The organism is Alteromonas sp. AWM4_230, from assembly GCF_056158305.1.
The window spans coordinates 3337667-3362567 of sequence record NZ_JBSWTB010000001.1 but is presented as its reverse complement, the minus strand read 5'-3'; the positions used below and the strand labels follow the sequence as shown (position 1 = coordinate 3362567).

The following is a 24901-nucleotide window of genomic DNA, read 5'->3' as shown; positions in this document are numbered from 1 at the left end:
TCGCTTTCTATTCTAATACCTCTGTAAATTTATACGTTGGTATGCAATAGGTCTGTTCAACGTTTAATATTCACGATTCCTCAAAACATCTGCTATTAAGTGCTGCGTAGTTTAACTGTGTTGTCTATAATGGTGCCTCTTAAAAAGGAAGTAGTTATGAAAAGCATTGAAATAGATGACGATTTATATGCCTTCATCGCCAGCCAGACTAAGCATATTGGTGAGAGTGCATCGCAAATTTTAAGACGTTTACTTTTACCTGAAGACGGAGCTGTATCGCAGGGCACAGAGCCTAGTGCAGCATCATCGACGCCTGCAAAAACAAGCGAAACAAAAAGTGCAGACGTTACAGAGTCGACAAGTAAGCCAAGCACGGCGGCAGAAGTAGAAGTAGAGCCTAAAGCGCCATTAGCTAAAACTGCTACAAAAGCGTCTAACGCTTCGGTAAAGTCAACGGCGAATAAAGCCTCGGTAAGTAGAACTGCGGCAAAGAAAGCGCCAGCAAAGGCCACTCCAGCAAAGGCCACGCCGGCAAAAACTGCTGCAGCGAAAACATCCGCAGGCACCAGAGCGGCGAAAAAGCCATCGGCACCTACTGAAACACCGCTTTCAAACGAAGCCCACACCAAACGAGATATTTTGGATGCCGTTTCAAAAGATGCATTAAGCACCTTTACTAAACGGGTTGATCAGTTCTTGTTTGTTTTGAGTGCAGCGCACAAGCTTAATGCAGAAAATTTTGCGAGTGTTGAAAGTATCAAGGGGAAAAACCGTACTTACTTTGCGACAAGTAAGGAAGCGTTACTTGAAAACGGCAGCAGCACTAATCCGAAAGCTATACCAGATAGCCCTTTCTGGGTGGTGACAAATAACAACACTGCCAAGAAAACAAACATGCTGGAACAAGTTTTGCGTAACCTAGGTTATCAACCAGATGTAATTGAAACCGTTGTTGCGCGTTTCTCTTCAGAAGGTAAATAGCAAGCCAAGTAACAAACAACGAAACTTCTAAATAAGGACTTTTTTCATGGCATTACATCCGCAGGCTGGAGAGCATGCAGCAAAGGAGCAACTCATTAACGTACCCCAGTTAGTGAGCCAGTATTACAGCTACAAACCGGATATGAATGACCCGGGACAGTCAGTGTCTTTTGGTACTTCTGGCCACCGTGGCACGGCGTCGAACGCTACTTTTACTGACACTCACATCAGTGCAATTTGCCAAGCTTTGGTAGAATACCGCAAGCAGGAAGGTATCGACGGCCCGTTGTACGTTGGTAAAGATACCCACGCGTTATCTGAACCGGCCATGATCACCGCCATAGAAGTTTTATGTGCTAACGGCGTAGATGTTGTAGTGCAACGTTCAGATAACGAAAGCATGGGCTATACGCCAACGCCTGTTATTTCCCGCACTATCATTCGTTATAATCGTGCTGGTAATAAAGACAAGGCGGACGGAATTGTTATTACGCCCTCTCATAACCCTCCTTCAGACGGCGGCTTTAAATACAATCCCCCACACGGTGGCCCTGCCGATAGCGATGTAACTAAGCAAATTCAAGATCGCGCAAATACGTTAATTGCTGATGGCAACAAAGATGTTCAGCGTATTGATATTCGCCAAGCTACCGATCGCAAACTGGTCCGTGAAGAAGACTTTATGGAGCCTTACATCGAGGACTTAGCCAAAGTCATCGACATGGAAGCGATTGCAAAAGCGAACTTAAAACTAGGCACTGACCCTCTGGGAGGCGCCGGGGTAGGGTATTGGTCGCGTATTTCTGAAAAATACGGGTTAAACATTACAGTGGTTAATGATGCTGTCGACCCTCAGTTTGGTTTTATGCGTCGTGACAAAGACGGCAAGCTTCGCATGGATTGTTCATCTGCTTACGCCATGGCAGGGTTGATTGAGCTAAAAGACAACTTCGATTTAGCATGGGGCAACGACCCAGATTTTGACCGTCATGGTATTGTGTGCAAAAGCGCAGGGCTGATGAACCCTAACCATTATTTGGCTGTGGCGATTAATTACCTTTATACCCACCGTCCGGACTGGCCTAGTGATTTGAATATCGGTAAGACACTCGTATCCAGCAGCATGATTGACCGCGTAGCGAATAGTCTAGGTAAGCCGCTGGCTGAAATGCCTGTTGGCTTCAAATGGTTTGTAGACGGTTTATCTAACAGCACTATTGGTTTTGCGGGTGAAGAAAGTGCGGGTGGTATTTTCCTTGAGCGTAATGGAAGCACATGGGCGACAGATAAAGATGGCTTTATTCTTTGTTTACTAGCAGCAGAAATTTTAGCCGTTACGGGTAAAGATCCGGGCGAGCACTACAAAGCGCTAACGGAAAAGTTTGCAGCACCGGTATACAGCCGTGTAGACGTAGCAGCAACACTTGAGCAAAAGCAGAAACTTTCAGCAATGGATGCGTCTGTAGTCACTAGCGATACGTTAGCAGGAGAGTCTATAACTTCTGTACAAACCCATGCTCCGGGTAATAATGCAGCCATTGGTGGTGTTAAAGTATCGACGGAAAATGGCTGGTTTGCAGCACGTCCTTCTGGTACTGAGCAGATCTACAAAATTTATGCAGAGAGCTTTAACGGTGAAAGTCACTTACAGGAGTTAATTGCTGAAGCCGAAGCTTTAGTTGGTAAAATCATAAAGTAAGTACAAAAATAAACCGTTTTTAATCTTATTTTGTAAGTGAAATGTTAAAAATCGCATGAATGCATACGAATTCATGCGATTTTTTGTTATTTTAACAAAATAATTACAACATAATCGTTTAAGCGCTGCTATATTGCTGTCATATTCTGAAGTTATTCTGTAATTAAATTACGTTTTTGGTGTGTAAACACCGCTTCTACTTAAGAGTGAGACGCAAAATGAACGCAAAAGCGACCAAGACGCAACCCTCTCCAGTGATCGATAAGGCTGCATTCAAAGCAGCGGTTATCAAACACTTGCACTGCACGCTAGGCACCGACGAAAACAAAGCAAACAACCACGCTTGGTGGAAAGCAACCTGTGCGGCAATCCAAGAGCAAGTGCTTGAAGGATTGCGCAAGACGCAGAAGAGTCACTATTTGAACGACACCCGCGCCGTTCATTACTTCTCGGCCGAGTTCCTTATGGGGCGTTTACTTTCAAACAACCTGCAAAACTTTGGCTTGTTCGATGTTGCTGGCGGTGCACTGAAAGAGTTAGGCGTTGAGATTTCAGATATTCTTGAAGAAGAGCCTGACATGGCACTGGGTAACGGCGGCCTTGGCCGACTAGCAGCATGTTTTATTGACTCCCTTGCAACCATGGAATTACCTGCTATTGGGTATGGTATTCACTACGAACACGGTCTGTTCCGTCAGGAAATTAAGAGCGGTGCACAAATCGAGCGTCCAGATAGCTGGCGTGATTACGGTAACCCTTGGGAAATCTGCCGTCCAGAATCTATACAAGAAGTCTCGCTTTATGGTTACGTAGAAACAAAGTACGGCGAAAATGGTCGCGTGCTTAAAGAATGGCACCCAGGCTCCATTGTAAAAGGTGTTCCATGGGATATTCCCGTTGTAGGCTATGAAGGTAAAACCGTAAACGTACTGCGTTTGTGGCAGTCAGAAGCGTCTGACTACTTCAACTGGGACGTATTCAATGCGGGTGGCTACGTTGATGCACAGCGTGAAAATGTGCAGGCAGAAACCATTTCAAAAGTACTTTATCCAAACGATGAAACCGAAGCGGGTAAAGAGCTACGCCTTATTCAGCAATACTTCTTCTGCTCGTGCTCGCTTAAAGACATTATCCGTCGTTACAAGCGCGCCCACGGTGACGATTGGAGCCGTTTCGCAGATCAAGTTGTTATTCAGCTAAACGACACTCACCCAGCTATTTCAATACCAGAGCTAATGCGTATTCTTGTGGACCGCGCAGAGTTAGGTTGGGACGAAGCTTGGGGTATCTGCACGAAAGTATTCGCCTACACTAACCATACGTTGCTGCCAGAGGCGCTAGAAAAGTGGCCTGCGCGCATGATTGAGAAAATTCTTCCTCGTCACTTGGAAATCATTTACGAAATCAACCACCGCTTTATGGCAGAGGTTGATAAGAAGTGGCCTGGCGACAATGCAATGAAAAGCAAGCTTTCAATCATTGAGGAAGGTAACGAGAAGATGGTGCGAATGGGTCATCTTTCAGTAATCGGCTCGTTTGCGGTTAACGGCGTGGCAGAAATGCACTCTCGTCTTGTTAAATCATCGCTTTTCCCAGAGTTCGATGAACTGTATCCGGGTAAGCTTACTAACGTGACCAACGGTATTACGCCGCGTCGCTGGTTGAAAGCGTGTAACCCAGGACTGTCTAAACTTATTGATAAGAAAATTGGTGATGACTGGCCGCGCGACTTAGATAAGCTGCAGGGCTTAGCAAAATTCGCAAGCAACAAAACGTTCCAGAAGCAATTCATGAAAGTGAAGCTTGAGAACAAAGAGTTGTTAGCAGAAGAGATCCGCAAGTCACTGGATATAGAAGTAGACGTTAATGCTATTTTTGACGTGCAAATTAAGCGTTTGCACGAATATAAGCGTCAACATTTAGCACTATTAAATATTATGGCCTTGTACCGTCGTATTCTTGAGAATCCTGATTACGATATGCACCCACGTGTATTTGTATTCGGTGCAAAAGCGGCACCGGGCTACAAGCTAGCAAAAGACATTATTTACGCGATTAATAAAGTTGCTGACAAAATCAATAACGACCCGCGCGTTAATAACAAGATTAAAGTGGCATTCTTACCAAACTATCGCGTGTCGCTAGCGGAGAAGATGATCCCTGCAGCAGATGTATCTGAACAAATCAGTACGGCAGGTAAAGAGGCATCAGGTACAGGTAATATGAAACTTGCACTAAATGGTGCGGTTACTATTGGTACACTTGACGGGGCAAACGTTGAGATTGCTGAAGAAGTAGGCGACGACAACATCTTTATCTTTGGTCTTACGGTAGAAGAAGTTAACGAGCTTAAAGCTAGCGGCTACAACCCGCACGACTACTACTATAAAGATCCTGAAATTAAAGCTGTGCTGGATTGGTTAGAAACCGATTACTTCACTCCGGGTAAACCAGGTGCCCTGGTATCTATCAAGCAAAGCTTGCTAGATAACGGCGACCCCTACATGGTACTAGCGGATTTCCGCGCCTATTCTGACGCGCAAATTGCCGTTGATGCAGCGTATCGCGACAAAGAGCGCTGGGCGGAAATGGCGATTATCAACACAGCGAAGATGGGTAAGTTTACTTCAGATCGTTCAATTCGTGATTACGTAGAGCGCGTTTGGAAACTTTCACCGTGTAAGATTGAAAGCTAATCGCAGAAGCGTATAGAAATAACCCGGCAGTGGTAAACTTGCCGGGTTTTTTTATACCTCTTAAAAAACGTCTATATTGTTATAGCAGTGTTTCGTATTACGGCACTGCCTTGTTTTAAAGGTTCGCGTGTTATTTTAATAACGATAGCTAATTAGCTATAGGTTAGACGAGGACCAGAATTATACTTTTGTTGTACAAAAGTATAAGAAGGTATGCAAAATCATACTCACGTGCCGTTGCGCCATTTGTATCGGCATGGTCTTATATAAGTAGTTGTTTTTAGTACCTAGAAGCGTAAAGCTCAAGGAAAACATCATGAGCCAACATACATCACTGGCAACCATTCCCAATCGCTATGCATTTATCGATAGCGTTTTAAAACAAGCTTCTCAAAGCACGTCTGTATCTTTGATGCTAGTTGATGTTGTGCGTTTCTCCGATGTAACAACGAGTCTAGGCATTCACGTCGGCGACCGCTTCTTGCTAGAAATTGCCAACCGTATCCAACGCCTTTTTGGTCAGCAAGTGCTTATTGGCCGAATTAGCGGCGATGTATTTGGAATCGTTTTTCCCAACGAAAATAGGGAAGCGGTGATGCGACAAATGTTCGAACGTCTTGTCGAGCATTTTAAAACGCCCATGCATTATGAAGGTACGGCATTTATCGCTGACTTTAATGTAGGCGTGGTATGTGGCGAAAACGACAAGTTTGATATTACCGCGTTTGTATCTCGGGCAGAATCAGCATTAAAGCAGGCCAAAGAGAATAAGTACGAAAACTACTTCGCACTGACCAAGTCAGATAAATCTGACACGGGCAGAAGTTTAGCGCTAAAAGCTGACCTAAAACGCGCACTGTCCCAGAATGAACTTGAGCTTTACTATCAACCCAAGGTAGACCTAAATACCCTTGAGGTAGTGGGGGCAGAGTGTCTATTGCGTTGGAATCATCCTCTTGATGGCGTTTTGTTTCCGGGACCCTTGATTGAGGCTGCAGAGTCATACAATATGATGAATGAGCTGGGTTACTGGACATTGGAGCAAGCATTTAGAGCACTCGCTGAACTGGATGGATTTAGGATGCCTATTTCACTGTCAGTAAACATTTCACCTACTCAGCTTTATGACAATCAGTTAATACCTACACTGAAAATGTTAAGCGACACCTATGGTTTACCGCTGTCTCTTATTGAATTAGAACTCACCGAAGACGTTGCGCTATCTAATTCACTGATGGTGAAAAAACAGTTAGATGAATTAAGAAACCTTGGTGTGGCTATATCAGTAGACGACTTCGGCAAGGGATATTCCAACCTTGCTTATATTCGCGACCTAGATATCGATGCCCTGAAAATAGATAAATCTTTCGTGATGGAATTAGAAGCACATCCGGTTAATAGGGCGATAATTGAGGCGGCGAAAGTAATAGGCCAAGCTAAGAATTGTTGTGTGGTTGCTGAGGGCATTGAAACCGTAGAGCAGCTTCACATTCTTCGAGAGGTCGGGGTCTCTCAAGGTCAGGGGTATTTATTCTCGCGTGCTATACCTTTTACTGAATTCGTGCAACTTATTCAGCAAGAAATCATTGTCGGTAGTTCGCCAAGAAGGGCCCAAGCCTAGCCACTACCACCGCTAGCCAATCGTAATTAACCTCAGTAGCTTTGTACTTTATTGCGTCTTTGTTTCTAGTTTTTTATTTTGGGGCGCCTAATTAGGTTAAGTATTGCTACCCCCTTAGTACTAAAGAAACTGCGTAGTCTTGTAGAATATCGCGACTAGTGCAGAAAAGCGTTATTTATTAGTTACAGCCTAGCGCAATAAAACCTTGAGATAAGGTGATTTTGATAGACTGTCTCGGTACACTTAAGTTATTCGAGATTAGACAAAGTCAACAAAGCTCACACTTATGCAAGAACTTATCGAAAACGGCCAATTTTTAACACTTTCTCGCCGTCAACCCGAGTTATTCGAACGCGCTCATCAATTTACGCTAGCCAACGGCACTGACGTTAGTATCACTGCGCCTGGCATCATTAGTTTTTCCGTACAGCCTACCTCTACGCCAAGTAAACGCATTGTTTTGTCCTGTGGTGTTCACGGTAATGAAACTGCACCTATCGAAATTTGTGATGAATTAGTTAAAGGCATCCTTACAGGGGCAATGACGTTAGCACACGATGTACTGTTCTTATTCGGTAATTTACCGGCCATGGATATTGCTGAGCGCTTTGTCGAAGAGAACATGAACCGCTTGTTTAGCGGGGCGCACTCAACTGGCGAGGGTTTAGTGAACGCTGAACGTGTGCGTGCTAAGCAGCTAGAAGATGCGGTGGCGTCTTTCTTTGAAGCAGCTGAAGGCACCCGTTATCACTACGACCTGCACACGGCAATTCGCGCTTCGAAAAATGAAAAGTTTGCGGTATATCCTTATCTTCACGACAGAGTTCATAGCAAAGGGCAACTAGCGTTCCTTGCGGCGTGTGGGGTAAAAACCATTCTACTTTCTGAAAGTTCAACCACCACGTTTAGCTATTTCTCTTCTTATCAATATAACGCTCATGCGTTTACCGTTGAACTTGGAAAAGTACGCCCGTTTGGGCAGAACGATATGAGCCGGTTTGCGGATGCTAAAACCGCACTTACGCAACTTATAACTGAACAAGACTTTGCTCCTTCGGTAAATATGGACGACCTTGATATCTACCGCGTGAACCAAGTAATAAACCGCCAGGAAGAAGCGTTTACACTTCATTTCGACGACGATACCCCAAACTTCACTGACTACCCTAAAGGCACCGTATTGGCGTCTGAGCCAAACAAAGAATACGTAGCTGAGCAAGACGGTGAAGCTATCGTTTTTCCTAATGCAAAGGTTGCCATTGGCCAACGTGCCTTATTAACCGTAGTGCCTACCACACTGGATAAGCTAGATGTTTAAACTTGATAGCCGTTTACACAATGATACATTTTTTGTCTGTGATCTCTCGCTGTGTCGTGTACTGTTAATGAACGACAGTCAATTTCCGTGGCTGATACTGGTGCCGATGAAAAATGATATCGCGGAAATTATCGACTTATCAGAAGATGAGCAGGTGGTCTTGCTAAGAGAATCTGCGCTGGCTTCAAAAGCGATGCAGGCCATATTTTCACCATTAAAACTAAATGTAGCCGCATTAGGTAACGTGGTAAGACAGCTTCATGTACACCATGTCGCGCGTTTTGAAAACGACTGTGCTTGGCCAAAACCTGTATGGGGTAATCAGCCTACAGTGGCCTATGACACCAGTGAAGCGCAAGCTCTTGTTGAGACCATCAAGCAATGGTTTAAAGACAACGGTTAGGCGGGTATGCCTAAATAGCGGTAAATTAACAGTTCACATTAAAAGGAGTTACGCATGATTGTTTCAACTACCCCAACCTTGGAAGGTCACAAAATTGAAGCCTATTACGGTATTGTCGTGGGCGAGGCCGTAATGGGCGCAAATGTGTTCAAAGATCTCTTCGCGTCTATTCGCGATATCGTGGGCGGTCGTTCGGGGTCTTATGAAGAAGAGCTTACCACTGCGCGAAAACTCGCGTTTACCGAACTAGAACACGAAGCAAGAAGCATGGGCGCAAACGCTGTGGTTGGTATAGACCTAGACTATCAAGTCATTGGTGATAAAGGCAGCATGCTAATGGTGAGCATTAGCGGTACTGCAGTTAAAACGACGCCAGTATAACTACAAAAAGTGTATAGTTTTTAAAGTATGCGCTTATTAATCAATTGAAGCGAGGCTTAAGTCAGTTGTTTATCAACGGTGGCAATGTCTCGCTTTTTTTGTTTTTTACCCTCAAGAAAACCTAATTAAGGAAATAGAATGCTAAGAAAATGGATGTTTGTCCTATTTGCCGCATGCTCCTGCCATCTATTTGCACAGGATGGCCTTCAGTATCAAAAACCGTCTAAAGAAATTCTAGATTTAGTGGATGTTACGCTTGCACCAGCGACTCTCGTAGACGATGCACAGAAGAATATGGTGCTGTTGTTTCGCGATAACTATAAGTCGATAGAAGACTTATCTAAAGAAGAGCTTCGCTTAGCAGGCCTTAGAATTGACCCTGCCACAAACATTGGAAGTCGCGTCACTTACTATAATAAATTAGAGGTTCAGCGAGTCGGCAGCAAGGACAGCGTTACGGTCGAAGGCATGCCTGAAACTCCGCGTCTAACTAACTTTTCTTGGTCACCGAATCAGCGCTATATGGCGTTCACTCACACCACAAGTAAAGGTGTTGAGCTATGGGTGCTTGATATCAAAGCGGCTGCAGCGAGAAAGCTGTTTGATAAACCTATAAATGCGAACATGGGGGATACCTTAAATTGGAATGCAGATAGCCTTTCACTTTTGGTAAAAGTAGTACCCACAGATAGAAAAGATTTAATCGACACCAGCGTAGCAGTGCCGACTGGCCCAACGATCTCAGTGAGCAACGGTAAAAAAGCACAAAACCGCACATATCAAGACTTGCTGAAAAACAAGAACGACGAGTTCAATTTTGAGCAATTAGCCCGTTCTGAAGTGTATAAAGTGCCATTAAAAGGGAAGCCTTCGCCGTGGTTAGCGTCAGGGATGTATGGCGATATTAGCGTTTCTCCGGCCGGCGACTACGTGATGGTGCAGGAGTACAACACGCCGTTTTCTTATTTAGTGACCTACCGCCGTTTTCCCCACACTATCAGCTTGTATAATAAAAATGGAACGCTGGCTAAAACACTTGTCGACGTTCCGCTCATTGAAGACTTACCACAAGGTTTCATGGCTGTTCGGACCGGGCCTCGCGACGTACAGTGGCGCAACGATAAACCGAATACAATCGTATATGCTGAAGCGCTAGACGGAGGAGACCCTGACACAGAAGTTACGCACCGTGACAAGCTAATGCAGCTTGAAGCGCCATTTAGTGGCGATGCCGAGCAAATCCTTAAAACAGAGGACAGGTTTTATCGCTTTATTTGGAGCGACGACAGCACTGCGGTAGCCATGGATTATTGGTGGAATACCCGCAATCTTAAAACTTATCTGTTTAGCCCTGATCAAAGTAAACCTGCGAAGATTATTTCAAACCGAAGCTATCAAGATAAATACAGCGACCCAGGCAGCTTTGTTACCCGCAAAAATGAGTACTTCAAAGATGTGCTTGCGCTAGAAGGAGAGAATGCGTTTTTGCTTGGAGATGGTTTTACGCCTGAAGGGCAATTCCCGTTCTTAGATAAATTAAATCTTAACACCCTTGAAACATCGCGGGTGTATTCAAGTGAGTACACTGATAAATTTGAAGACTTGCGCGATTTCAATATGAAAAATGACCGCTTGTTGGTAAGAATTGAGTCTAAGCGAGATTACCCGAACTACTATTTCCGTAGCTTAAAAGATAACACGCTGACTCAGTTAACCCACTTTGAAAACCCTTTCGAAAGCATTCAAAACGTTAAGAAAGAGGTGATTACGTACAAGCGTAACGACGGTTTAGATTTAACAGGTACCTTATATTTGCCAACTGATTACGAGGAAGGCAAACGCTACCCCATGATCCTATGGGCCTACCCAGAGGAATTTAAGGATAAATCTAGCGCAGGTCAAAATACACAAAACCCTAATCGTTTTATTTATCCATGGTACGGCTCGCCTATCTATTGGGTAACCAAAGGCTATGTGGTGCTAGACGATGCTTCTTTCCCAATTGTAGGGGAGGGAGACGAAGAGCCTAACGACACCTTTAGACCCCAGCTAGTTGCCAACGCAAAGGCAGCGATTGATGCGCTAGACGAAAAAGGGCTTATTGACCCCGAGCGCGTCGCGGTAGGCGGGCATAGCTATGGTGCCTTCATGGTAGCAAACCTGTTGTCCCATTCGGACTTATTTGCTGCCGGTATTGCCCGTTCTGGTGCCTACAATCGTACACTGACCCCATTTGGTTTTCAGTCGGAAGAGCGCCACTACTGGGATGCGCCAGACGTGTATTACACTATGTCGCCATTTATGCACGCTGAGAAAATGAAGACGCCACTTTTACTAATACATGGTGAAGCAGACAATAATTCGGGTACGTATCCTATGCAAAGTGAGCGTTATTTTAACGCTTTGAAAGGCTTAGGCGCAGTGACGCGACTAGTTATGTTGCCAAAGGAAAGTCATGGATACCGAGCGAAAGAAAGTGTGTTACACACCCTTTGGGAACAAGACCAGTGGCTTGAAAAGTATGTGAAAAACAAAGGCGCTAAATAGTTACGGTAACATTATCTATTAATTCATAGCGTAACTAAAAAAAGGTGGTCACCTATTAAGTGACCACCTTTTTCTTTTGCTATAAAGCTCATTTCCATCTTGGTAGTTTCACTACCAATTGAGTGCACATGTATCTAGCTTTTATCTGTGCCCATCTTCTCTTTGAAAGTTGCATCGCCAGCATTATCATTAATGTCAGCTTTATCAATAGCACTATCGTCAGCGTTAGTTTTATCAATAGCAATTTCATCAATAATTACGGCACAAGCCGCATCACCGGTAATGTTTAGCGCGGTACGGATCATGTCGAAAATTCTGTCGAGGGCAAACAACAAGGGTAAGCCCTCAATAGGTATGCCTGCAGCAAGTAACACGGCAACGACCAAGAATGACGGGCCAGGTACCCCTGCTTGACCAACGGCGCCAAGAGTAGAAGTCAGGATAATGGCAACATAGGCGCCCATGGATAAATCGATATTGAAAAGCTGTGCAAAAAACACCGCGACTAGGCCGTAATAAATAGCGTTTCCGCTCATATTAATGGTAGCACCTAAAGGCAGTACAAACGACGCCGTTGCATTTCTTACACCTAGCTCGTTTTCAACAGTATTCATAGTAACTGGTAGCGTTGCCATAGATGAAGCAGTTGATAGCGCCACTGCTTGCGGCTTTTTCATCGCAACAAGAAAAGACTTAGCCGATGTTTTTGTAAATAGTTGAACCAGTAGGGGGTAGACCACAAAACCAAACACTAAAATAGCAGCAGTAAACACTAAGAAAAGTTTGAACACCACCATAAGCGCGGCAAAACCGAATGTGCCTACAGCCTCTGCCATTAAGCCGAAAACGCCGATAGGGGCAATTTTCATTACGCAGTTAATCATCCACACCATGGCATCAACAATGGTGTTTACTCCATTTAAAATAGGCTCACGGTTCTTTTTCGGCTGTTTGGAAAGGGCAAGACCGAAGAATAAGCAAAACACCAAAATTTGCAGAATGTTTGCGTTAGTTAATGATGCAAACACATTGGTCGGGATCATGCCTGTCACGGTTGCCCAAAAAGAGGGGAGTTCACCTTTAGATGCGTATTCGCCAGAGAACATGCCTTGTACTGATGATACATCAATACCGATACCTGGCTTAAACACTTCGCCCATTATTAGCGCAAGCCCTACAGCTAGAGCAGAGGTTAAACCAAAATAGGCTAGGGTAGATAGCCCCACTTTTCCCGCGTTGGTGCTGTTGCCAAGCCCGGCTGCACCTGAGATAAGCGCCACAGCAACCAGTGGAATAACCAACATTTTTATCAGGTTAATAAAAATAGCTCCCAAAGGTGCGAACATTTCGGCGCTTTCACCCATAAAGGCACCAACGGCAGTACCAATGACCATAGCAATGACAACTTGTACGCCGATATTGGCAAGTAAGGATTGTTTATTAGACACGTCTAGAACCTCGTAGAGTGTATTTATGTGATGGAAAGATAGTGAGTGGTCTGTGCTAGCAACTAGCCTAATCGACATCCTTTGATGCACATGTTGACTAAAAGCGCCTAACTAAAAAAATTGGGTTAGGTGCTCGCTTCAAGCGTCACTATCGATAAAGGACGGTAATGAGCGATAATAGAGTTAAATGAAAAAGCTATTTCACGGGTTTCTTGTCGTTGTCGCCACTACCATTATTTGTTTGTGTCAACGAAGCATGGTCGCCCGCCGTTTCATTCTCGGCATGTGGGCGAGTAGCGTCTTTGTTTGGATTGCCGTACTCGTCACCGTCTTCGTCATCCTCAAAAGGCTTGGAGGGGGTAGGGAATTTAAACTTAGCACTGTATTTGAGTAACGTGATATTTCCAATAACTACGCCTAATACTAAAACAATAACGATAATGACCCAGGTAGTACTCATAAGGATTCCGTAGGCTAGCGCCCTTTGTTCAAAACGTAGCGATTATACAAGTTAGGCAGCTGCGGCAAAATACACGATTTACCTTCTATACCGCTTTGTTCGATAGCTTGTGTGAAACCGTCTAGGTTCCTTGCACTTTCAAAGGTACTTGCAGTACTTTTAAAGCTCAAATGCCAAGGTTCAACGGCAACACCACCACTATTGACAGAGAAAGGACGGTAGAAACCGAACTGTTCCATATTATCAGCTAGCCAACAGGAAAGGTTATGGCAGGGGCCGCCACTAAGATATTCGCTTTCTACAAGGTTAAAGGTGCCGTCCCAATTGTGCACAGCAGCTCTGTCATAAACGTCAACATCGGTACCCCAATGATGACGACTGCCGCCAGGTAGCGCAGACCAGGTCAAAATAGCATGGAGTTTTTCATCGTCACTTAGCGTTTCGAAAGGAAGTGCTGTGCCGTTAACATCAAGAAGCTGCGCCTGCCCCGTCCATTTACGGTTAAAAATGGCGGTTTGCCGGTCAAAATCGCGAAAGCTACTGACTAACTGTAAGTCTATGCCGTCATTGTGCGCAGCATCTTGCATAGCAAGAAAGGGCGAAATAACGTCTTGATGAAGCCTATGGCCATTGCCAGCATCAACAAGGTAGTCGTTGTGCTGGCCTAGCCATGCTTGTTGCGGAATCTGATTCATGTAAGACAAAAAAGCTATTTAGCCAGCAAGCGTTCTAAGATACCGAAGTACATATCTGCAAGTTGCTCTAGGTCAGCCATTTTTACGCACTCGTCAATTTTGTGAATAGTGGCGTTAACCGGGCCTAGCTCAATAACTTGTGCCCCCGTAGGTGCAATAAAGCGGCCGTCAGATGTGCCGCCAGCAGTAGAGAGTACTGTAGGCGTACCTTTAACTGCAGCAATCGCACCTTGGGTTGCTTCTAATAGCGCGCCTGTGTCGGTCAAAAATGGTTGTCCATTAAAGGTCCAGTTTATCTCGTACTCAAAATCGTGGGCGTCTAAAATAGCGGTGACACGTTCAATAAGAAGTTGGTCGGTCACTTCTGTCGAAAAGCGGAAGTTGAAGCAAACGTGAAGTTCGCCTGGTATTACATTACCTGCACCTGTACCTGCGTGAATATTCGAAATCTGAAAGCTGGTGGGTGGGAAGAAGTCGTTGCCGTTATCCCAATGTGATTTTGCTAATTCATCAAGGGCTGCCATGGCGCTGTGCACAGGGTTGTTAGCTAGGTGAGGGTAGGCAACATGGCCTTGCACGCCCTTTACAACTAGATCACCCGTTAATGAGCCTCTACGACCATTTTTGACAATATCACCAACTTCGTCTGTTGAAGAAGGTTCACCAACAATACACCAGTCAATTTTTTCATTTCGCGCTTCTAGGGTGTCGATAACGCGTGTAGTACCGTTAATAAATGGGCCTTCTTCGTCGCTCGTAATCAGGTAAGCAATGCTTCCCTTGTGATCAGGATATTTGTTCACAAATTCACGGGTGGCGACTAGCATAGCAGCAAGGCTGCCTTTCATGTCGGCCGCGCCGCGCCCGTGCAAATAGCCATCAACTTCTGTCGCCGTAAATGGTGGTGTTTTCCATGCTGACTCCGGGCCGCTTGGTACCACATCGGTATGGCCTGCAAAACAAAATACAGGGCCTTCTTTTCCTCGGCGAGACCAAAGGTTAGTGGTGTCTTCAAACACCATAGTTTCATTGTCAAACCCCAAAGCGCCTAAAAACTCGCCCATGGCTTCTTGGCAGCCTGCATCATAGGGCGTTACAGAGCGGCGATTTATGAGTTGCTTGGCAATTTCAATAACAGAGTCGTTTAACAAAATATTTCCTCATACTGTGCAGGCTTAAAACCAATGTGAAAAGCATTGTTGTGATACAGAATAGGGCGTTTAACCATAGCGGGATGAAGCTCTAGCAAAGCGAGCGCTTTGTCTTTATCTAAGCTTGCTTTTTCTTGCTCTTCTAGCTGGCGATAGGTTGTTCCACGTTTGTTTAACATGGTTTCCCAGCCAAGCTCAGACTCAGCGCGTACAAGGAAATCGTTGTCGATACCGTCTTTACGGTAATCGTGAAAGGTGAACGGGATATCGTTATCTGCTAACCATTTTTTCGCTTTTTTAATGGTGTCACAGTTTGGGATCCCATAAAGGATTGTGCTCATGGTAATTTATTCCGTACTACTTTGTTGATAAAGGCACTGCTGGTAGCGTGCCATGAAGCCCAGTATTTATGCCGGTGCATAAAAAGAAAAACGCTAAGCGCGTCTTGCGCACCAACAGTATTTCAGCTGTCGACTTTTCTTATTCGCTACATCATACAAGCAGTTGATACGTTGTTAAACTCACTGGCGTTGGTTTTTGGAAGTGAAAACCCATATTTAGGTTAAGAATGAAGTTATAGATAGAGTGTTAGAAGTGTGTCTTCACCGGCTTCTACAAATTTTTGGTGGGTGGACAGCACACCGGTAAGCGCTTGGGCATTAAGCAAGGTTAGCGCACACGTGTTGCTTACACCACGTTGTTTCAGCCATGCGGCATTTACAGTAAAAAGTACCTGGTTGGGTTTAATTTGGTCGCCGCGCTTCAACGCGCAGACAAATTGTGCGCCATGCAGATGAGTTGTATCACCGCCGTATTTAATTTTGCATTTAAGACCAGCGGTAGACTGTATATCGATAGCATAGTCTAGCGGCGAAACGCTTAAAACTTTGCCAGCGAAAGGCGAAATCACGGAATTTGAATTAGAACTTATGGCGGCGCCTGGCCCCATAAGCCCATTTTTATAAAAAGGGTCGTCAATATCGCAAAGTGATACTACCTGCCCCGAAAATGGACTTAAGATGACGAATTGCTTGGTATAACTGTTTGGCGGGCACTGCAATTGCTTAGCGTTCACGGTTTTAAATGTCCTGACTTACTGTATAACCCGCGCCTTTGAGGGCGCTAATAGCATCTTTTAGTTTGTTATCTTTTACTAGAAAGAAATCAGTATCAAAGGTTGAGACAACGAAAATTGCCACCTTAGCCGATGCTAATACTTCGCCTATTTGTGCCATGATCCCTACCATAGACAAATGCAAAGGCCCTAGCAGCTCGAGTGCACGCCAACCTTCGTCGCTATCAAGGGAGGGAACATTGATAGAGTCTGGCACAACGATAGACAATTCATCTTCTGTTTTACCCAGAAAAAAGAGCGGGCTATTGAGTACAGAGGCTGGGATATCACTTTCTGGATCCAGGCTATGAATTGTAAACAAAGATTCTCTAACTAGCAGTGTTTGTTTTGGCATGAAAAAATCGGAAAAAAGATAACTTCGAAGATATTCACATTAAACCACTAACTGTGATTAAGTGCTACGTGTTATCCACTTAATCTGTGGATAAGTTTGTTGAGTAGTTTGGGGTCTTATTGTAAGTTGTTGATATTAAATAATTAAATAAACTGTACAAACAATGTTCAGTGGATAACATTCTCTATTTTACAAGCATTTTCCACAGGTCATGTCTACAACTAAAATAAAAAATGTTTGGTCATTTTGCAATTTCTTAGCTTGACAAGCGTCACTTTTTTAAAAAATTTAGAACAGTAATAAGCGACGACTTACCAGGGATCTACCGCTTAAAAACTTTTGTTTAAAACCGTGAGTAAGTTAAATCGATCTTTTATTTAACAAATAATTCGGAAAGTACTAAAGTCAGAAACAAGGTGGAGGGTTTTCTCCAAAGTACAAGAACAAGATTTGGGTTAAGGCTTGAGGCAAAAGTAAGAACAAACGTCGGGTCAAAGCACAGCAAAAGCATGATTCAGTTATAACAAAACAGCTATAGCAAAACAGTTTTATTGCACGTTTAGCCTAAGCTTTTACGAAAGCGATTGACCTTATTCCTAACTCTAACAAAAGAGAAAAAAACAATGTCAGATTCTTCATGGTGCGATATAACTGTAGAAAACGCAGATGAGCTCGTCAGCTTTTATGAAGCAGTGATGGGGTGGAAGAAAGAACCCATTGATATGGGAGGCTACAACGATTACGTCATGTTGAAGCCTGACGGTACGCCAGTAGGCGGTATTTGTCATAAGCAAGGTGTTAATGCGCAGTACCCAGGCGGGTGGATTAACTATTTCACGGTGGAAAACCTCGAGTCAGCTTTAAATGCGGTTATTGAAAAGGGCGGAAAGCAGGTGGGTGACATACGCCACCATGGCAAAGACAGCTTTTGTGTAATTACTGACCCAAGTGGTGCAGCATGTGCGCTTTATGAAAAAGGACAAAGCTAAGCAGGGATTAAATAATCACTACGATTAGAAATAGCGCTCTAAAATCGAAAAATTAAAAAGCAGCGTGTAGAGCTACTCGCTGCTTTTTTCGACAGCCTACTAAGCGATTTAGCTCGCCTAGCGCGACGGGATTACTTGCTCAGCGTTACGCGCTCGCTTGCTAAATACGCCCGGGGTTACTTTTTTGTGTCGGGGCTACTTGTTCAGCACACCGCGGTTAACTTGATCCCGTTCAATAGATTCAAACAGAGCTTTGAAGTTACCCTCTCCAAAACCTTCATCCTGCTTGCGCTGAATAAATTCAAAGAATACCGGGCCAAATACGGTTTCAGAGAAAATCTGAAGTAACAAGCGAGGTTCTCCATTCTCGGTAGTACCATCAAGCAAAATACCGCGTTTTTGAAGCTCGTCAACGTTCTCACCATGACCAGGCAAGCGCTCTTCCAGCATTTCATAATAGGTATTGGGCGGAGGGGTCATAAACTTCATGCCTCTTGCTTTCAGCTTATCTAAGCACGCCACTAGGTCGTCACAAGCAAAAGCGATATGCTGTATACCTTCACCGTTATACTTCATTAAGAATTCTTCGATTTGGCCGCCACCGCCAACCGCTTCTTCGTTTAGCGGAATTCGAATTTTACCGTCTGGCGCTGTCATAGCTTTCGACAGTAGGCCGGTATATTCCCCTTTAATGTCGAAGTAGCGAATTTCTCTGAAATTAAATAGCTTTTCGTAAAATCCTGCCCAGAAATCCATGCGACCGCGATACACATTGTGGGTAAGGTGGTCGAGGGTATGGAATCCGCATCCTTCAGGGTGGCGATCTACCCCTTCAATCCAGTTGAAGTCGATATCATAGATAGTGTTCTCGCCTTCATAACGGTCAATAAGGTACAGCATGGCACCACCAATGCCTTTTATTGCAGGGAGTTTCAATTCCATTGGGCCCGTGTGTGTGTCCATAGGCTGTGCACCGCGAGTAAGTACTTCTTTATAAGCGTGCTGGGAATCTTTAACGCGAAAAGCCATGCCACACGCTGAAGGACCGTGCTCTTCAGCATAGTAGCCTGCATGACAGTCTTTTTCGTAGTTACTCAGTAGGTTGATGTCGCCCTGACGCCATAGCTCGACGTCTTTTGATTTGTGGCGTGCGACAAGGGTAAAGCCCATCGCTTCAAAGATAGGCTCCAGTATGCCTTTTTCTGGCGCAGTGAACTCTAGAAATTCAAACCCATCCAAACCAATTGGGTTTTCAAACAAATCAGCCATAGCAATACATCCTCAACGTAAATCATACTTTATAATTGTTGCTCGATTGTAAAGCTGCAGTGAAAAAGCAAGCAATAGGTAGCGTGTATGACCTTTTTGCGAATGGAAAGCGAGGCTGTAACGTTTAGTTTTCACCTGTGGCTGTAACCTTAGGTTAGAGCAAATAGACACGCTCTAACCTATTGAAATTATTATTTATATAACAAGTTTTACGGCCGATTCCTGTGTTCATAAATTGATACAGGTAGCAAAACAAGTAAACCTTTTAATACTTGTAAGCATCAGTGGGAGTCGCGCGTCTACTTCTGCCCATCATAATATTTCTTAAGACCTTTCCAACACGCCAAATAGTCCCGTTGGCGAATGTCATTATTTAAAGCAAATTCCGTCGGTGCAATGGCATAGCGAGACTCAAACATAAATGCCAATGTGTTTTCGTAGCGCTGGGGGGCTAAATCAGCGTTAGATGCTTTTTCAAAAACTTCCGCTTCAGGTCCATGAGGGGTCATGCAGTTGTGGAGACTCATACCCCCCGGCACGAAGCCGTGTTCTTTTGCATCGTACGTACCTTCAATAAGCCCCATAAATTCACTCATGATGTTTCTGTGGTAATACGGTGGGCGAAAGGTATTTTCTGCTACCATCCACCTTGGTGGAAAAATAACGAAGTCTACGTTGGCTGTACCCTCTAGCTCAGACGGTGAGGTAAGTACGGTGAAAATAGACGGATCAGGGTGATCGAAACTCACGGTATTCATTACGTTGAAACGAGAAAGATCGTATTTGTAAGGTGCAGAGTTACCTACCCAAGCCACCACATCAAAGGGCGAATGATCAAGTTGCGCTTCAAATAGATTAGCGCAGAACTTGTTGATCATGGTATGAGGCGTATCGTTATCTTCAAACCAAGCCGTGGGGTAACAAAAGTCTCGTTGGTTAGCATAGCCATTTGCGCCAACCGGGCCGCGTTCAGGCAATACAAAAGGGTGGCCGTAGTTTTCGCAAACATACCCGCGAATCGGGCCATTAGTAGGGTTAACAGCGTAACGAACACCACGAGGGATAACCGCAATTTCACCCACAGACAAATTGAGCTTGCCGAATTCGGTGGTAATGAGCATGTCGCCAAGTTGAGGGACAATAAGCATTTCACCATCAGATGAATAGAAAACACGGTTTTGCATATTTGCATTAGCACTGTAGCAGTGAATGCCCATACCCACTTGCGTCTTGGCATCACCGTTTGTGGCAATGGTAATTAGCGAATCTACAAAATCAATGTCTTGTTCAGGGAGCGGTATTGGACTCCATCTCAATACATTAGGTGGGCAATGCACGTCAGTCTCTGGGGCAGTTCTTACCAAGCCATTATCAATTCTTACAAAGTCCCCCATTGCGATAGATGGGCGCAGACGATACGTCCAGCTGCGGCGATTCTCAGCCCTAGGAGCAGTAAATGCAGTACTGCTAAACTGTTCAGCATAAAGCTTATAGTTCACTTTCTGTGGGCTGAACTGGCCTTTAGGAAGTGCGCCTGGCAGCGCTTCAGTCTCGTGCTCATTGTTAAAGCCCGTTAAATAAGACAAGTTTTCCATATACCCTCCAATAGGCGGGCTCAGTGTTGGATCCTGTTCCCGAATCAATAATAAAGTAGTTACAAATGAAACTATATGTTTTAGGCTAGAGGTAAATGAAATGTAAATCAATAATAGGCAGACAGTTGGCGGGTTAAGGGTAAAGCAGGTGTTGGTACGCTAGCTTTACACCTTTAGTAATAGGCGTTAACTGGCTTTCTTTTATAAAAGGAAATAGCACATGAAGCTAGAAGACATGCTGGCCTACAAGGTAGCCATGTTAGCCAGTGGTTTAAGTGAGTCGCTCGCAAAAGAATATGCTGACTTTAATCTCACTGTCCCAGAGTGGCGTATTCTAGCCACGTTAGGTGCTACCATCGATAGTGCGCAAGAGTTTTCGCTAACGGCAAAAGAACTCGCTATGGCGACGCATCTTGACAAGGTTCAAGTTTCACGAGCGCTAGAGCGACTGGCGAAACGAGACGCTATCCATAAACGCTCCTGTGAAGATGACAAACGCGCCACCTTTATTTCACTGTCTATAAAAGGTGTGCAAATTTACCAAACCTTGTTACCGAGAATCATCCGCTGGCAAAATAGGCGATTAGAAAATATCACTGACGCTGAGTACCAAATATTTCTAAAAGTGATAGATGCGCTCAAGCCTTAAAATTCGGGTGAAATCCTTGATGGGTCTGGTCTGAGCAGACGTGTGTTACACGCCATAAAGATTACTTTTATCCCTTTAACTGTTAAATTCCTCTGAACTAATCAAATGACGCAGCAGTGGCGTCTATTATTCATAGCTTTTTGCCCTATAAATATTCAGCAGTCGCTATTAGTCAGCGCTTGTAGCAAAGCATTTATAAGAGCTTCATTAAGAAAACTTAGCAAGGAAATTGAGTGGCCCCCCTAGATATATACGCAGGTAAAAAAGCACGTGAAACCATAATGAAAAACGGGTTTACGCCAGAGTTGTTCAGCTATTTTTTAGGGGCTTCTGGCGGCCCTAAATGGTTTTCACTTGCTGGCTTAGACCGCGTGCTATTTCCTGAATGGTTTGCCAATATTGACCATCAAATACATGTTATAGGTTCATCTGCGGGGGCGTTCCGTGCAATTTGCGCTGTTCAAGACGACCCGTTGGCTGCTATAAACCGTCTAGCGACTTCTTACTCGACTACAACGTACAGCGAAAAACCAACACCGAGAGAAATCACCGCTAAAGCCGAAGACTTGTTGAAAGAAATGGTAAACGACGCGGGCAAGCAAGAGGTGCTGTCTAATTCTCGCTTCAAAGCCCACCTTATTGTTGCTAAGTGTTTAGGGGCTACCCGTTTTGAAAGTAAATTCAGGCAGCTTTCGGGCTTAGCTATGAGCGCAGCGGCTAACACAGTTAATCGCAAAAATTTGTCGCGCTTATACACACGTTATGTCTTTTCTACCCCGAATACGGACTTTGCCATTAACGACCCTTACCAGCTTCCTACTAAGTACCATGATCTAACACAGGGGAATATACACTCTGCGTTACTTGCATCGGGTTCTATTCCCATTGTGATTGAAGGTGTACCGGAAATAGAAGGTGCACCTGTAGGTATGTATCGCGATGGCGGTATTATCGACTACCATTTCGATTTGTCATTTGGACCTGACGACGGATTAGTGCTGTACCCGCATTTTTACGATAAGCCTATCCCAGGATGGTTTGATAAGGGCTTAAAGGGCAGGGTGCCCCATAGTTCAAGCTACGATAATGTAGTGATGTTAGTTCCTTCAGCGTCTTTTGTAGCAAATTTGCCTTACAGCAAAATTCCAGACAGGAAAGACTTTGAAGTGCTCGATGCTGACACGCGCATTAAATACTGGCAAACGGTGCTCAAGGAAACCGACAGGTTGGGTGAATACTTTATGCGTGCTGTAAACGACGGGACCTTAGTTGACGCTATCAAGCCACTTCCTTTTAAAATGATATAAAGGAACTGCAATTCTTTAAGTAAATGGCTAATTGCTGTCAAATTAGTCACTTGAACCTTCTTTTAATAAGTTTTTCTTGCAGGTGGCGCCTATGCTCAGTATTATACGCGCCGTTGTCTGGCAATCGCCCACCTCACAGGTGCAACAAAATTTCTAAATGCGTCTATAGCTCAGTTGGTTAGAGCGCTACCTTGACATGGTAGAGGTCCCCTGTTCGAATCAGGGTAGACGCACCATCTATTTTTCCATCACAAAGATTGCAACCTTTGTCGTATCCTACTTGTTCTATTGACACGGTATGGTGTATAGGCAGTTACAGTATTCATTTATTCATCCGTGTTCAGTATTGTATCTTATAAGACCATCTAATTACTGGTTTTAGGCTACACTGAAATAGTGCTGATAATTTTTTTCTTACGCTGAGTACTTAAACAGTAGTTACGGGAGTACGATGAGCTTACAGAGATACGAAGAGCCCCTGTTGTTTGGACAACATGGTGCTGCCGAGAGGCGGTTCCTGGAGCTTATTAGTGCCTTACCAAAGGTATCCGTGCAAGGGTACGACAAGAACAGAAACGTCATTTACTGGAATAAATCAAGTGAAGATATTTATGGCTACAGCGAAACCGAAGCGTTGGGTAAAAAGCTTGAAGACCTCATTATCCCAAACTTTATGCGAGATGACGTTATCAGACTTCATCAGCGCTGGATAGAGTTCGGTGAGCCTATCCTCTCCGATGAGTTGGTGTTAAAGAAAAAGGGCGGTAAACCCATCCACGTTTTTTCTTCTCACGTAATGTTAAAGCAAGGCACTGATTCGCCAGAGATGTATTGTGTTGATATTGACTTAACTGAACAGCACGAGATACGTCAAGAGCTAGAGCTAATGGCGTCAACTGACTTACTCACTAACTTGCCCAACAGGCGCGCGCTAGAGCTATGTTTAACCTCTGTTATTGAAGATGCAAGGTCGTCTAACACAGGTTTTGCGTTGTTTTTTATCGACTTAGATATGTTTAAAGAGGTTAACGATACCCTAGGGCATAGTTGGGGTGATGAACTTCTAAAATCAGTTGCCAAGCGCTTGTCAGGCTGCATTGACAGCACCAACGGGGTACTAGCCCGATTTGGTGGCGATGAGTTTGTTTACTTGGCTAACGATGTAAGCTGCGAAATTAAGTGTGAGGAAATCGCTAAAACCCTGTCCGACTGTTTTCGTGAGAGCTTTGCGCTAAGTACTGAAAATGTCCATATTACCTCTAGCATTGGCATCAGTTTGTATCCTCGTGATGGCGATGTGATTGACGACCTTCTTAAGCATGCTGATGCAGCTATGTACCAAGCGAAGGCTGAAGGTCGTAACAGGTATCATTTTTTCACAAGCGCACTAAGTCAGCGGCTTCGCGAGCAAAGAAACGTAGCAGTTAACTTACGGGAATCGCTGCGCAATGATGAATTTAAACTTGTATTTCAGCCCCAAGTCGATTGTAACACCGGTAGGTTTACTTCATGTGAAGCACTGCTTAGATGGTGCCCTGTAGATAAAACCAAAGCCGTACCTCCTGATGTATTTATACCTATCGCTGAACGCGGTGAGCTTATAGGCGATATAGGAAACTGGGTGCTTAGAAAAGCGTGCCAACAGGCGCAAGAATGGAAGCAAAAAGGTATTGAAATTCGTATCGATATAAACGTGTCAGGCAAAGAGCTAGAAAAAAGCTCGTATTTTAAATGCCTTACTGCTTGTCGCGACGAATACAACTTGCAACCTAAAGATATCGGTTTAGAGCTTACTGAAAACGTGCTAATAAAATCAGACAGTACTATTTTAGAAGATCTTCGAGCACAGCGGGATTTAGGCGTGGAAATCTCAATTGACGATTTCGGGACTGGCTATTCTTCACTAAGTTATTTGAAGCATTTTCCGGTTACACATCTTAAAATTGATCGCTCTTTTCTAGAGGGCGCTCCAGAAAATGAGTACGACAGTGCATTAATGGCAGCCATAGTTAACGTGGGCCATAAGCTAAACTTGAAGATTGTTGTGGAAGGAGTGGAAACAGAAAGCCAATCTGACTATTGTAAATCCCTAAATGTAGAATTTGTACAAGGCTATCTGTATTCAAGGCCAATAAGCGCTGACGCCATAGAGAGCTTATATAAGGAGCAAAGTCGTTAGGTTTAAAAAGTCGTTTAAGGCGCTAAGTATTTTTCACACATCCG

General features: G+C 44.3%; 21 protein-coding genes and 1 tRNA gene. 13 read left to right on the top strand and 9 right to left on the bottom strand.

Translation table 11 applies throughout. From position 1 onward, the window contains the following. Positions 1-156: 156 nt before the first annotated feature. The 8 genes from seqA to ACXACS_RS14370 all read left to right on the top strand — a co-directional run bounded on the left by seqA (position 157) and on the right by ACXACS_RS14370 (position 11646). Positions 157-981: a replication initiation negative regulator SeqA gene (gene seqA, locus ACXACS_RS14405; RefSeq protein ID WP_474807591.1), complete on the top strand. Its 825-nt coding sequence runs from the start codon at positions 157-159 to the stop codon at positions 979-981. A 46-nt stretch (positions 982-1027) separates the two neighbouring features. After that, positions 1028-2680 (top strand): phosphoglucomutase (alpha-D-glucose-1,6-bisphosphate-dependent), encoded by a 1653-nt coding sequence (gene pgm / locus ACXACS_RS14400; protein ID WP_474807589.1) that lies wholly within the window; start codon positions 1028-1030, stop codon positions 2678-2680. 218 nt (positions 2681-2898) lie between these two features. Continuing rightward, positions 2899-5376 carry a glycogen/starch/alpha-glucan phosphorylase gene (locus ACXACS_RS14395; protein ID WP_474807587.1) on the top strand — a complete coding sequence of 826 codons (2478 nt, stop codon included), beginning with the start codon at positions 2899-2901 and terminating at the stop codon, positions 5374-5376. A 316-nt stretch (positions 5377-5692) separates the two neighbouring features. Beyond that, the gene (locus ACXACS_RS14390) at positions 5693-6997 is read left to right on the top strand and encodes a putative bifunctional diguanylate cyclase/phosphodiesterase (RefSeq protein ID WP_474807585.1); all 1305 of its coding nucleotides are present in this window, start codon (positions 5693-5695) and stop codon (positions 6995-6997) included. 286 nt (positions 6998-7283) lie between these two features. Further along, on the top strand, positions 7284-8315 hold the full coding sequence (astE, locus tag ACXACS_RS14385; RefSeq protein WP_474807583.1) for a succinylglutamate desuccinylase: 1032 nt from the start codon (positions 7284-7286) through the stop codon (positions 8313-8315). Beyond that, positions 8308-8718: an HIT domain-containing protein gene (locus ACXACS_RS14380; protein ID WP_474807581.1), complete on the top strand. Its 411-nt coding sequence runs from the start codon at positions 8308-8310 to the stop codon at positions 8716-8718. The genes astE and ACXACS_RS14380 overlap by 8 nt, the downstream gene beginning before the upstream one ends. Before the next feature lie 54 nt (positions 8719-8772). Further along, on the top strand, positions 8773-9099 hold the full coding sequence (locus tag ACXACS_RS14375) for a heavy metal-binding domain-containing protein (protein ID WP_025254804.1): 327 nt from the start codon (positions 8773-8775) through the stop codon (positions 9097-9099). A 138-nt stretch (positions 9100-9237) separates the two neighbouring features. Next, positions 9238-11646 carry an alpha/beta hydrolase family protein gene (locus tag ACXACS_RS14370; RefSeq protein ID WP_474807579.1) on the top strand — a complete coding sequence of 803 codons (2409 nt, stop codon included), beginning with the start codon at positions 9238-9240 and terminating at the stop codon, positions 11644-11646. Positions 11647-11780: 134 nt separating this feature from the next. On the opposite strand, the gene ACXACS_RS14365 is transcribed toward ACXACS_RS14370, so the two are convergent. The 7 genes from ACXACS_RS14365 to ACXACS_RS14335 all read right to left on the bottom strand — a co-directional run bounded on the left by ACXACS_RS14365 (position 11781) and on the right by ACXACS_RS14335 (position 16869). Continuing rightward, entirely contained in the window at positions 11781-13094 is a 1314-nt protein-coding gene (locus tag ACXACS_RS14365) for a dicarboxylate/amino acid:cation symporter (protein ID WP_474807577.1), read from the bottom strand. 196 nt (positions 13095-13290) lie between these two features. After that, positions 13291-13554: a DUF2897 family protein gene (locus tag ACXACS_RS14360; protein ID WP_474807575.1), complete on the bottom strand. Its 264-nt coding sequence runs from the start codon at positions 13552-13554 to the stop codon at positions 13291-13293. 14 nt (positions 13555-13568) lie between these two features. Then, positions 13569-14249, bottom strand: coding sequence for a M15 family metallopeptidase (locus ACXACS_RS14355; protein WP_474807573.1), 681 nt, complete (start codon positions 14247-14249; stop codon positions 13569-13571). Between the two features lie 14 nt (positions 14250-14263). Continuing rightward, positions 14264-15400 carry a succinyl-diaminopimelate desuccinylase gene (gene dapE, locus ACXACS_RS14350; protein WP_474807571.1) on the bottom strand — a complete coding sequence of 379 codons (1137 nt, stop codon included), beginning with the start codon at positions 15398-15400 and terminating at the stop codon, positions 14264-14266. Continuing rightward, a complete protein-coding gene (locus ACXACS_RS14345; RefSeq protein ID WP_474807569.1) occupies positions 15394-15741 on the bottom strand; it encodes an ArsC family reductase in 348 nt (115 codons plus the stop codon). Before ACXACS_RS14345 ends, dapE begins: the two co-directional genes overlap by 7 nt. Before the next feature lie 233 nt (positions 15742-15974). Further along, positions 15975-16475: a PTS sugar transporter subunit IIA gene (locus tag ACXACS_RS14340; RefSeq protein WP_474807567.1), complete on the bottom strand. Its 501-nt coding sequence runs from the start codon at positions 16473-16475 to the stop codon at positions 15975-15977. 4 nt (positions 16476-16479) lie between these two features. Continuing rightward, the gene (locus ACXACS_RS14335) at positions 16480-16869 is read right to left on the bottom strand and encodes an ACT domain-containing protein (protein WP_474807565.1); all 390 of its coding nucleotides are present in this window, start codon (positions 16867-16869) and stop codon (positions 16480-16482) included. 623 nt (positions 16870-17492) lie between these two features. Here ACXACS_RS14335 and ACXACS_RS14330 point away from each other — a divergent pair. Beyond that, on the top strand, positions 17493-17858 hold the full coding sequence (locus ACXACS_RS14330; protein WP_474807563.1) for a VOC family protein: 366 nt from the start codon (positions 17493-17495) through the stop codon (positions 17856-17858). Positions 17859-18053: 195 nt separating this feature from the next. On the opposite strand, the gene hppD is transcribed toward ACXACS_RS14330, so the two are convergent. Both hppD and hmgA read right to left on the bottom strand, forming a co-directional pair. Beyond that, positions 18054-19127 (bottom strand): 4-hydroxyphenylpyruvate dioxygenase, encoded by a 1074-nt coding sequence (gene hppD / locus ACXACS_RS14325; protein ID WP_474807561.1) that lies wholly within the window; start codon positions 19125-19127, stop codon positions 18054-18056. A gap of 299 nt (positions 19128-19426) precedes the next feature. Next, positions 19427-20722, bottom strand: coding sequence for a homogentisate 1,2-dioxygenase (hmgA, locus tag ACXACS_RS14320; RefSeq protein WP_474807559.1), 1296 nt, complete (start codon positions 20720-20722; stop codon positions 19427-19429). A gap of 220 nt (positions 20723-20942) precedes the next feature. On the opposite strand from hmgA, the gene ACXACS_RS14315 reads away from it, so the two are divergent. The 4 genes from ACXACS_RS14315 (at position 20943) to ACXACS_RS14300 (ending at position 24857) form a co-directional block, all read left to right on the top strand. After that, positions 20943-21371, top strand: coding sequence for a MarR family winged helix-turn-helix transcriptional regulator (locus tag ACXACS_RS14315; RefSeq protein ID WP_474807557.1), 429 nt, complete (start codon positions 20943-20945; stop codon positions 21369-21371). 233 nt (positions 21372-21604) lie between these two features. Continuing rightward, entirely contained in the window at positions 21605-22678 is a 1074-nt protein-coding gene (locus ACXACS_RS14310) for a patatin-like phospholipase family protein (protein WP_474807556.1), read from the top strand. A 159-nt stretch (positions 22679-22837) separates the two neighbouring features. Then, positions 22838-22914 (top strand) — tRNA-Val (locus tag ACXACS_RS14305). Between the two features lie 215 nt (positions 22915-23129). Then, positions 23130-24857, top strand: coding sequence for a sensor domain-containing protein (locus ACXACS_RS14300; RefSeq protein ID WP_474807554.1), 1728 nt, complete (start codon positions 23130-23132; stop codon positions 24855-24857). The last annotated feature ends 44 nt before the right edge of the window (positions 24858-24901 follow it).

What these genes read in the sequence shown, in the direction of transcription:
- ACXACS_RS14315 (WP_474807557.1), top strand. Translation starts at nt 20,943, where the DNA reads ATGAAGCTAGAAGACATGCTGGCCTACAAGGTAGCCATGTTAGCCAGT.
- ACXACS_RS14395 (WP_474807587.1), top strand. Translation starts at nt 2,899, where the DNA reads ATGAACGCAAAAGCGACCAAGACGCAACCCTCTCCAGTGATCGATAAG.
- ACXACS_RS14390 (WP_474807585.1), top strand. Translation starts at nt 5,693, where the DNA reads ATGAGCCAACATACATCACTGGCAACCATTCCCAATCGCTATGCATTT.
- ACXACS_RS14380 (WP_474807581.1), top strand. Translation starts at nt 8,308, where the DNA reads ATGTTTAAACTTGATAGCCGTTTACACAATGATACATTTTTTGTCTGT.
- hppD (WP_474807561.1), bottom strand. Translation starts at nt 19,127, where the DNA reads ATGGCTGATTTGTTTGAAAACCCAATTGGTTTGGATGGGTTTGAATTT.
- astE (WP_474807583.1), top strand. Translation starts at nt 7,284, where the DNA reads ATGCAAGAACTTATCGAAAACGGCCAATTTTTAACACTTTCTCGCCGT.
- ACXACS_RS14335 (WP_474807565.1), bottom strand. Translation starts at nt 16,869, where the DNA reads ATGCCAAAACAAACACTGCTAGTTAGAGAATCTTTGTTTACAATTCAT.
- ACXACS_RS14360 (WP_474807575.1), bottom strand. Translation starts at nt 13,554, where the DNA reads ATGAGTACTACCTGGGTCATTATCGTTATTGTTTTAGTATTAGGCGTA.
- hmgA (WP_474807559.1), bottom strand. Translation starts at nt 20,722, where the DNA reads ATGGAAAACTTGTCTTATTTAACGGGCTTTAACAATGAGCACGAGACT.
- ACXACS_RS14345 (WP_474807569.1), bottom strand. Translation starts at nt 15,741, where the DNA reads ATGAGCACAATCCTTTATGGGATCCCAAACTGTGACACCATTAAAAAA.
- seqA (WP_474807591.1), top strand. Translation starts at nt 157, where the DNA reads ATGAAAAGCATTGAAATAGATGACGATTTATATGCCTTCATCGCCAGC.
- ACXACS_RS14375 (WP_025254804.1), top strand. Translation starts at nt 8,773, where the DNA reads ATGATTGTTTCAACTACCCCAACCTTGGAAGGTCACAAAATTGAAGCC.
- ACXACS_RS14370 (WP_474807579.1), top strand. Translation starts at nt 9,238, where the DNA reads ATGCTAAGAAAATGGATGTTTGTCCTATTTGCCGCATGCTCCTGCCAT.
- ACXACS_RS14355 (WP_474807573.1), bottom strand. Translation starts at nt 14,249, where the DNA reads ATGAATCAGATTCCGCAACAAGCATGGCTAGGCCAGCACAACGACTAC.
- ACXACS_RS14330 (WP_474807563.1), top strand. Translation starts at nt 17,493, where the DNA reads ATGTCAGATTCTTCATGGTGCGATATAACTGTAGAAAACGCAGATGAG.
- ACXACS_RS14300 (WP_474807554.1), top strand. Translation starts at nt 23,130, where the DNA reads ATGAGCTTACAGAGATACGAAGAGCCCCTGTTGTTTGGACAACATGGT.
- pgm (WP_474807589.1), top strand. Translation starts at nt 1,028, where the DNA reads ATGGCATTACATCCGCAGGCTGGAGAGCATGCAGCAAAGGAGCAACTC.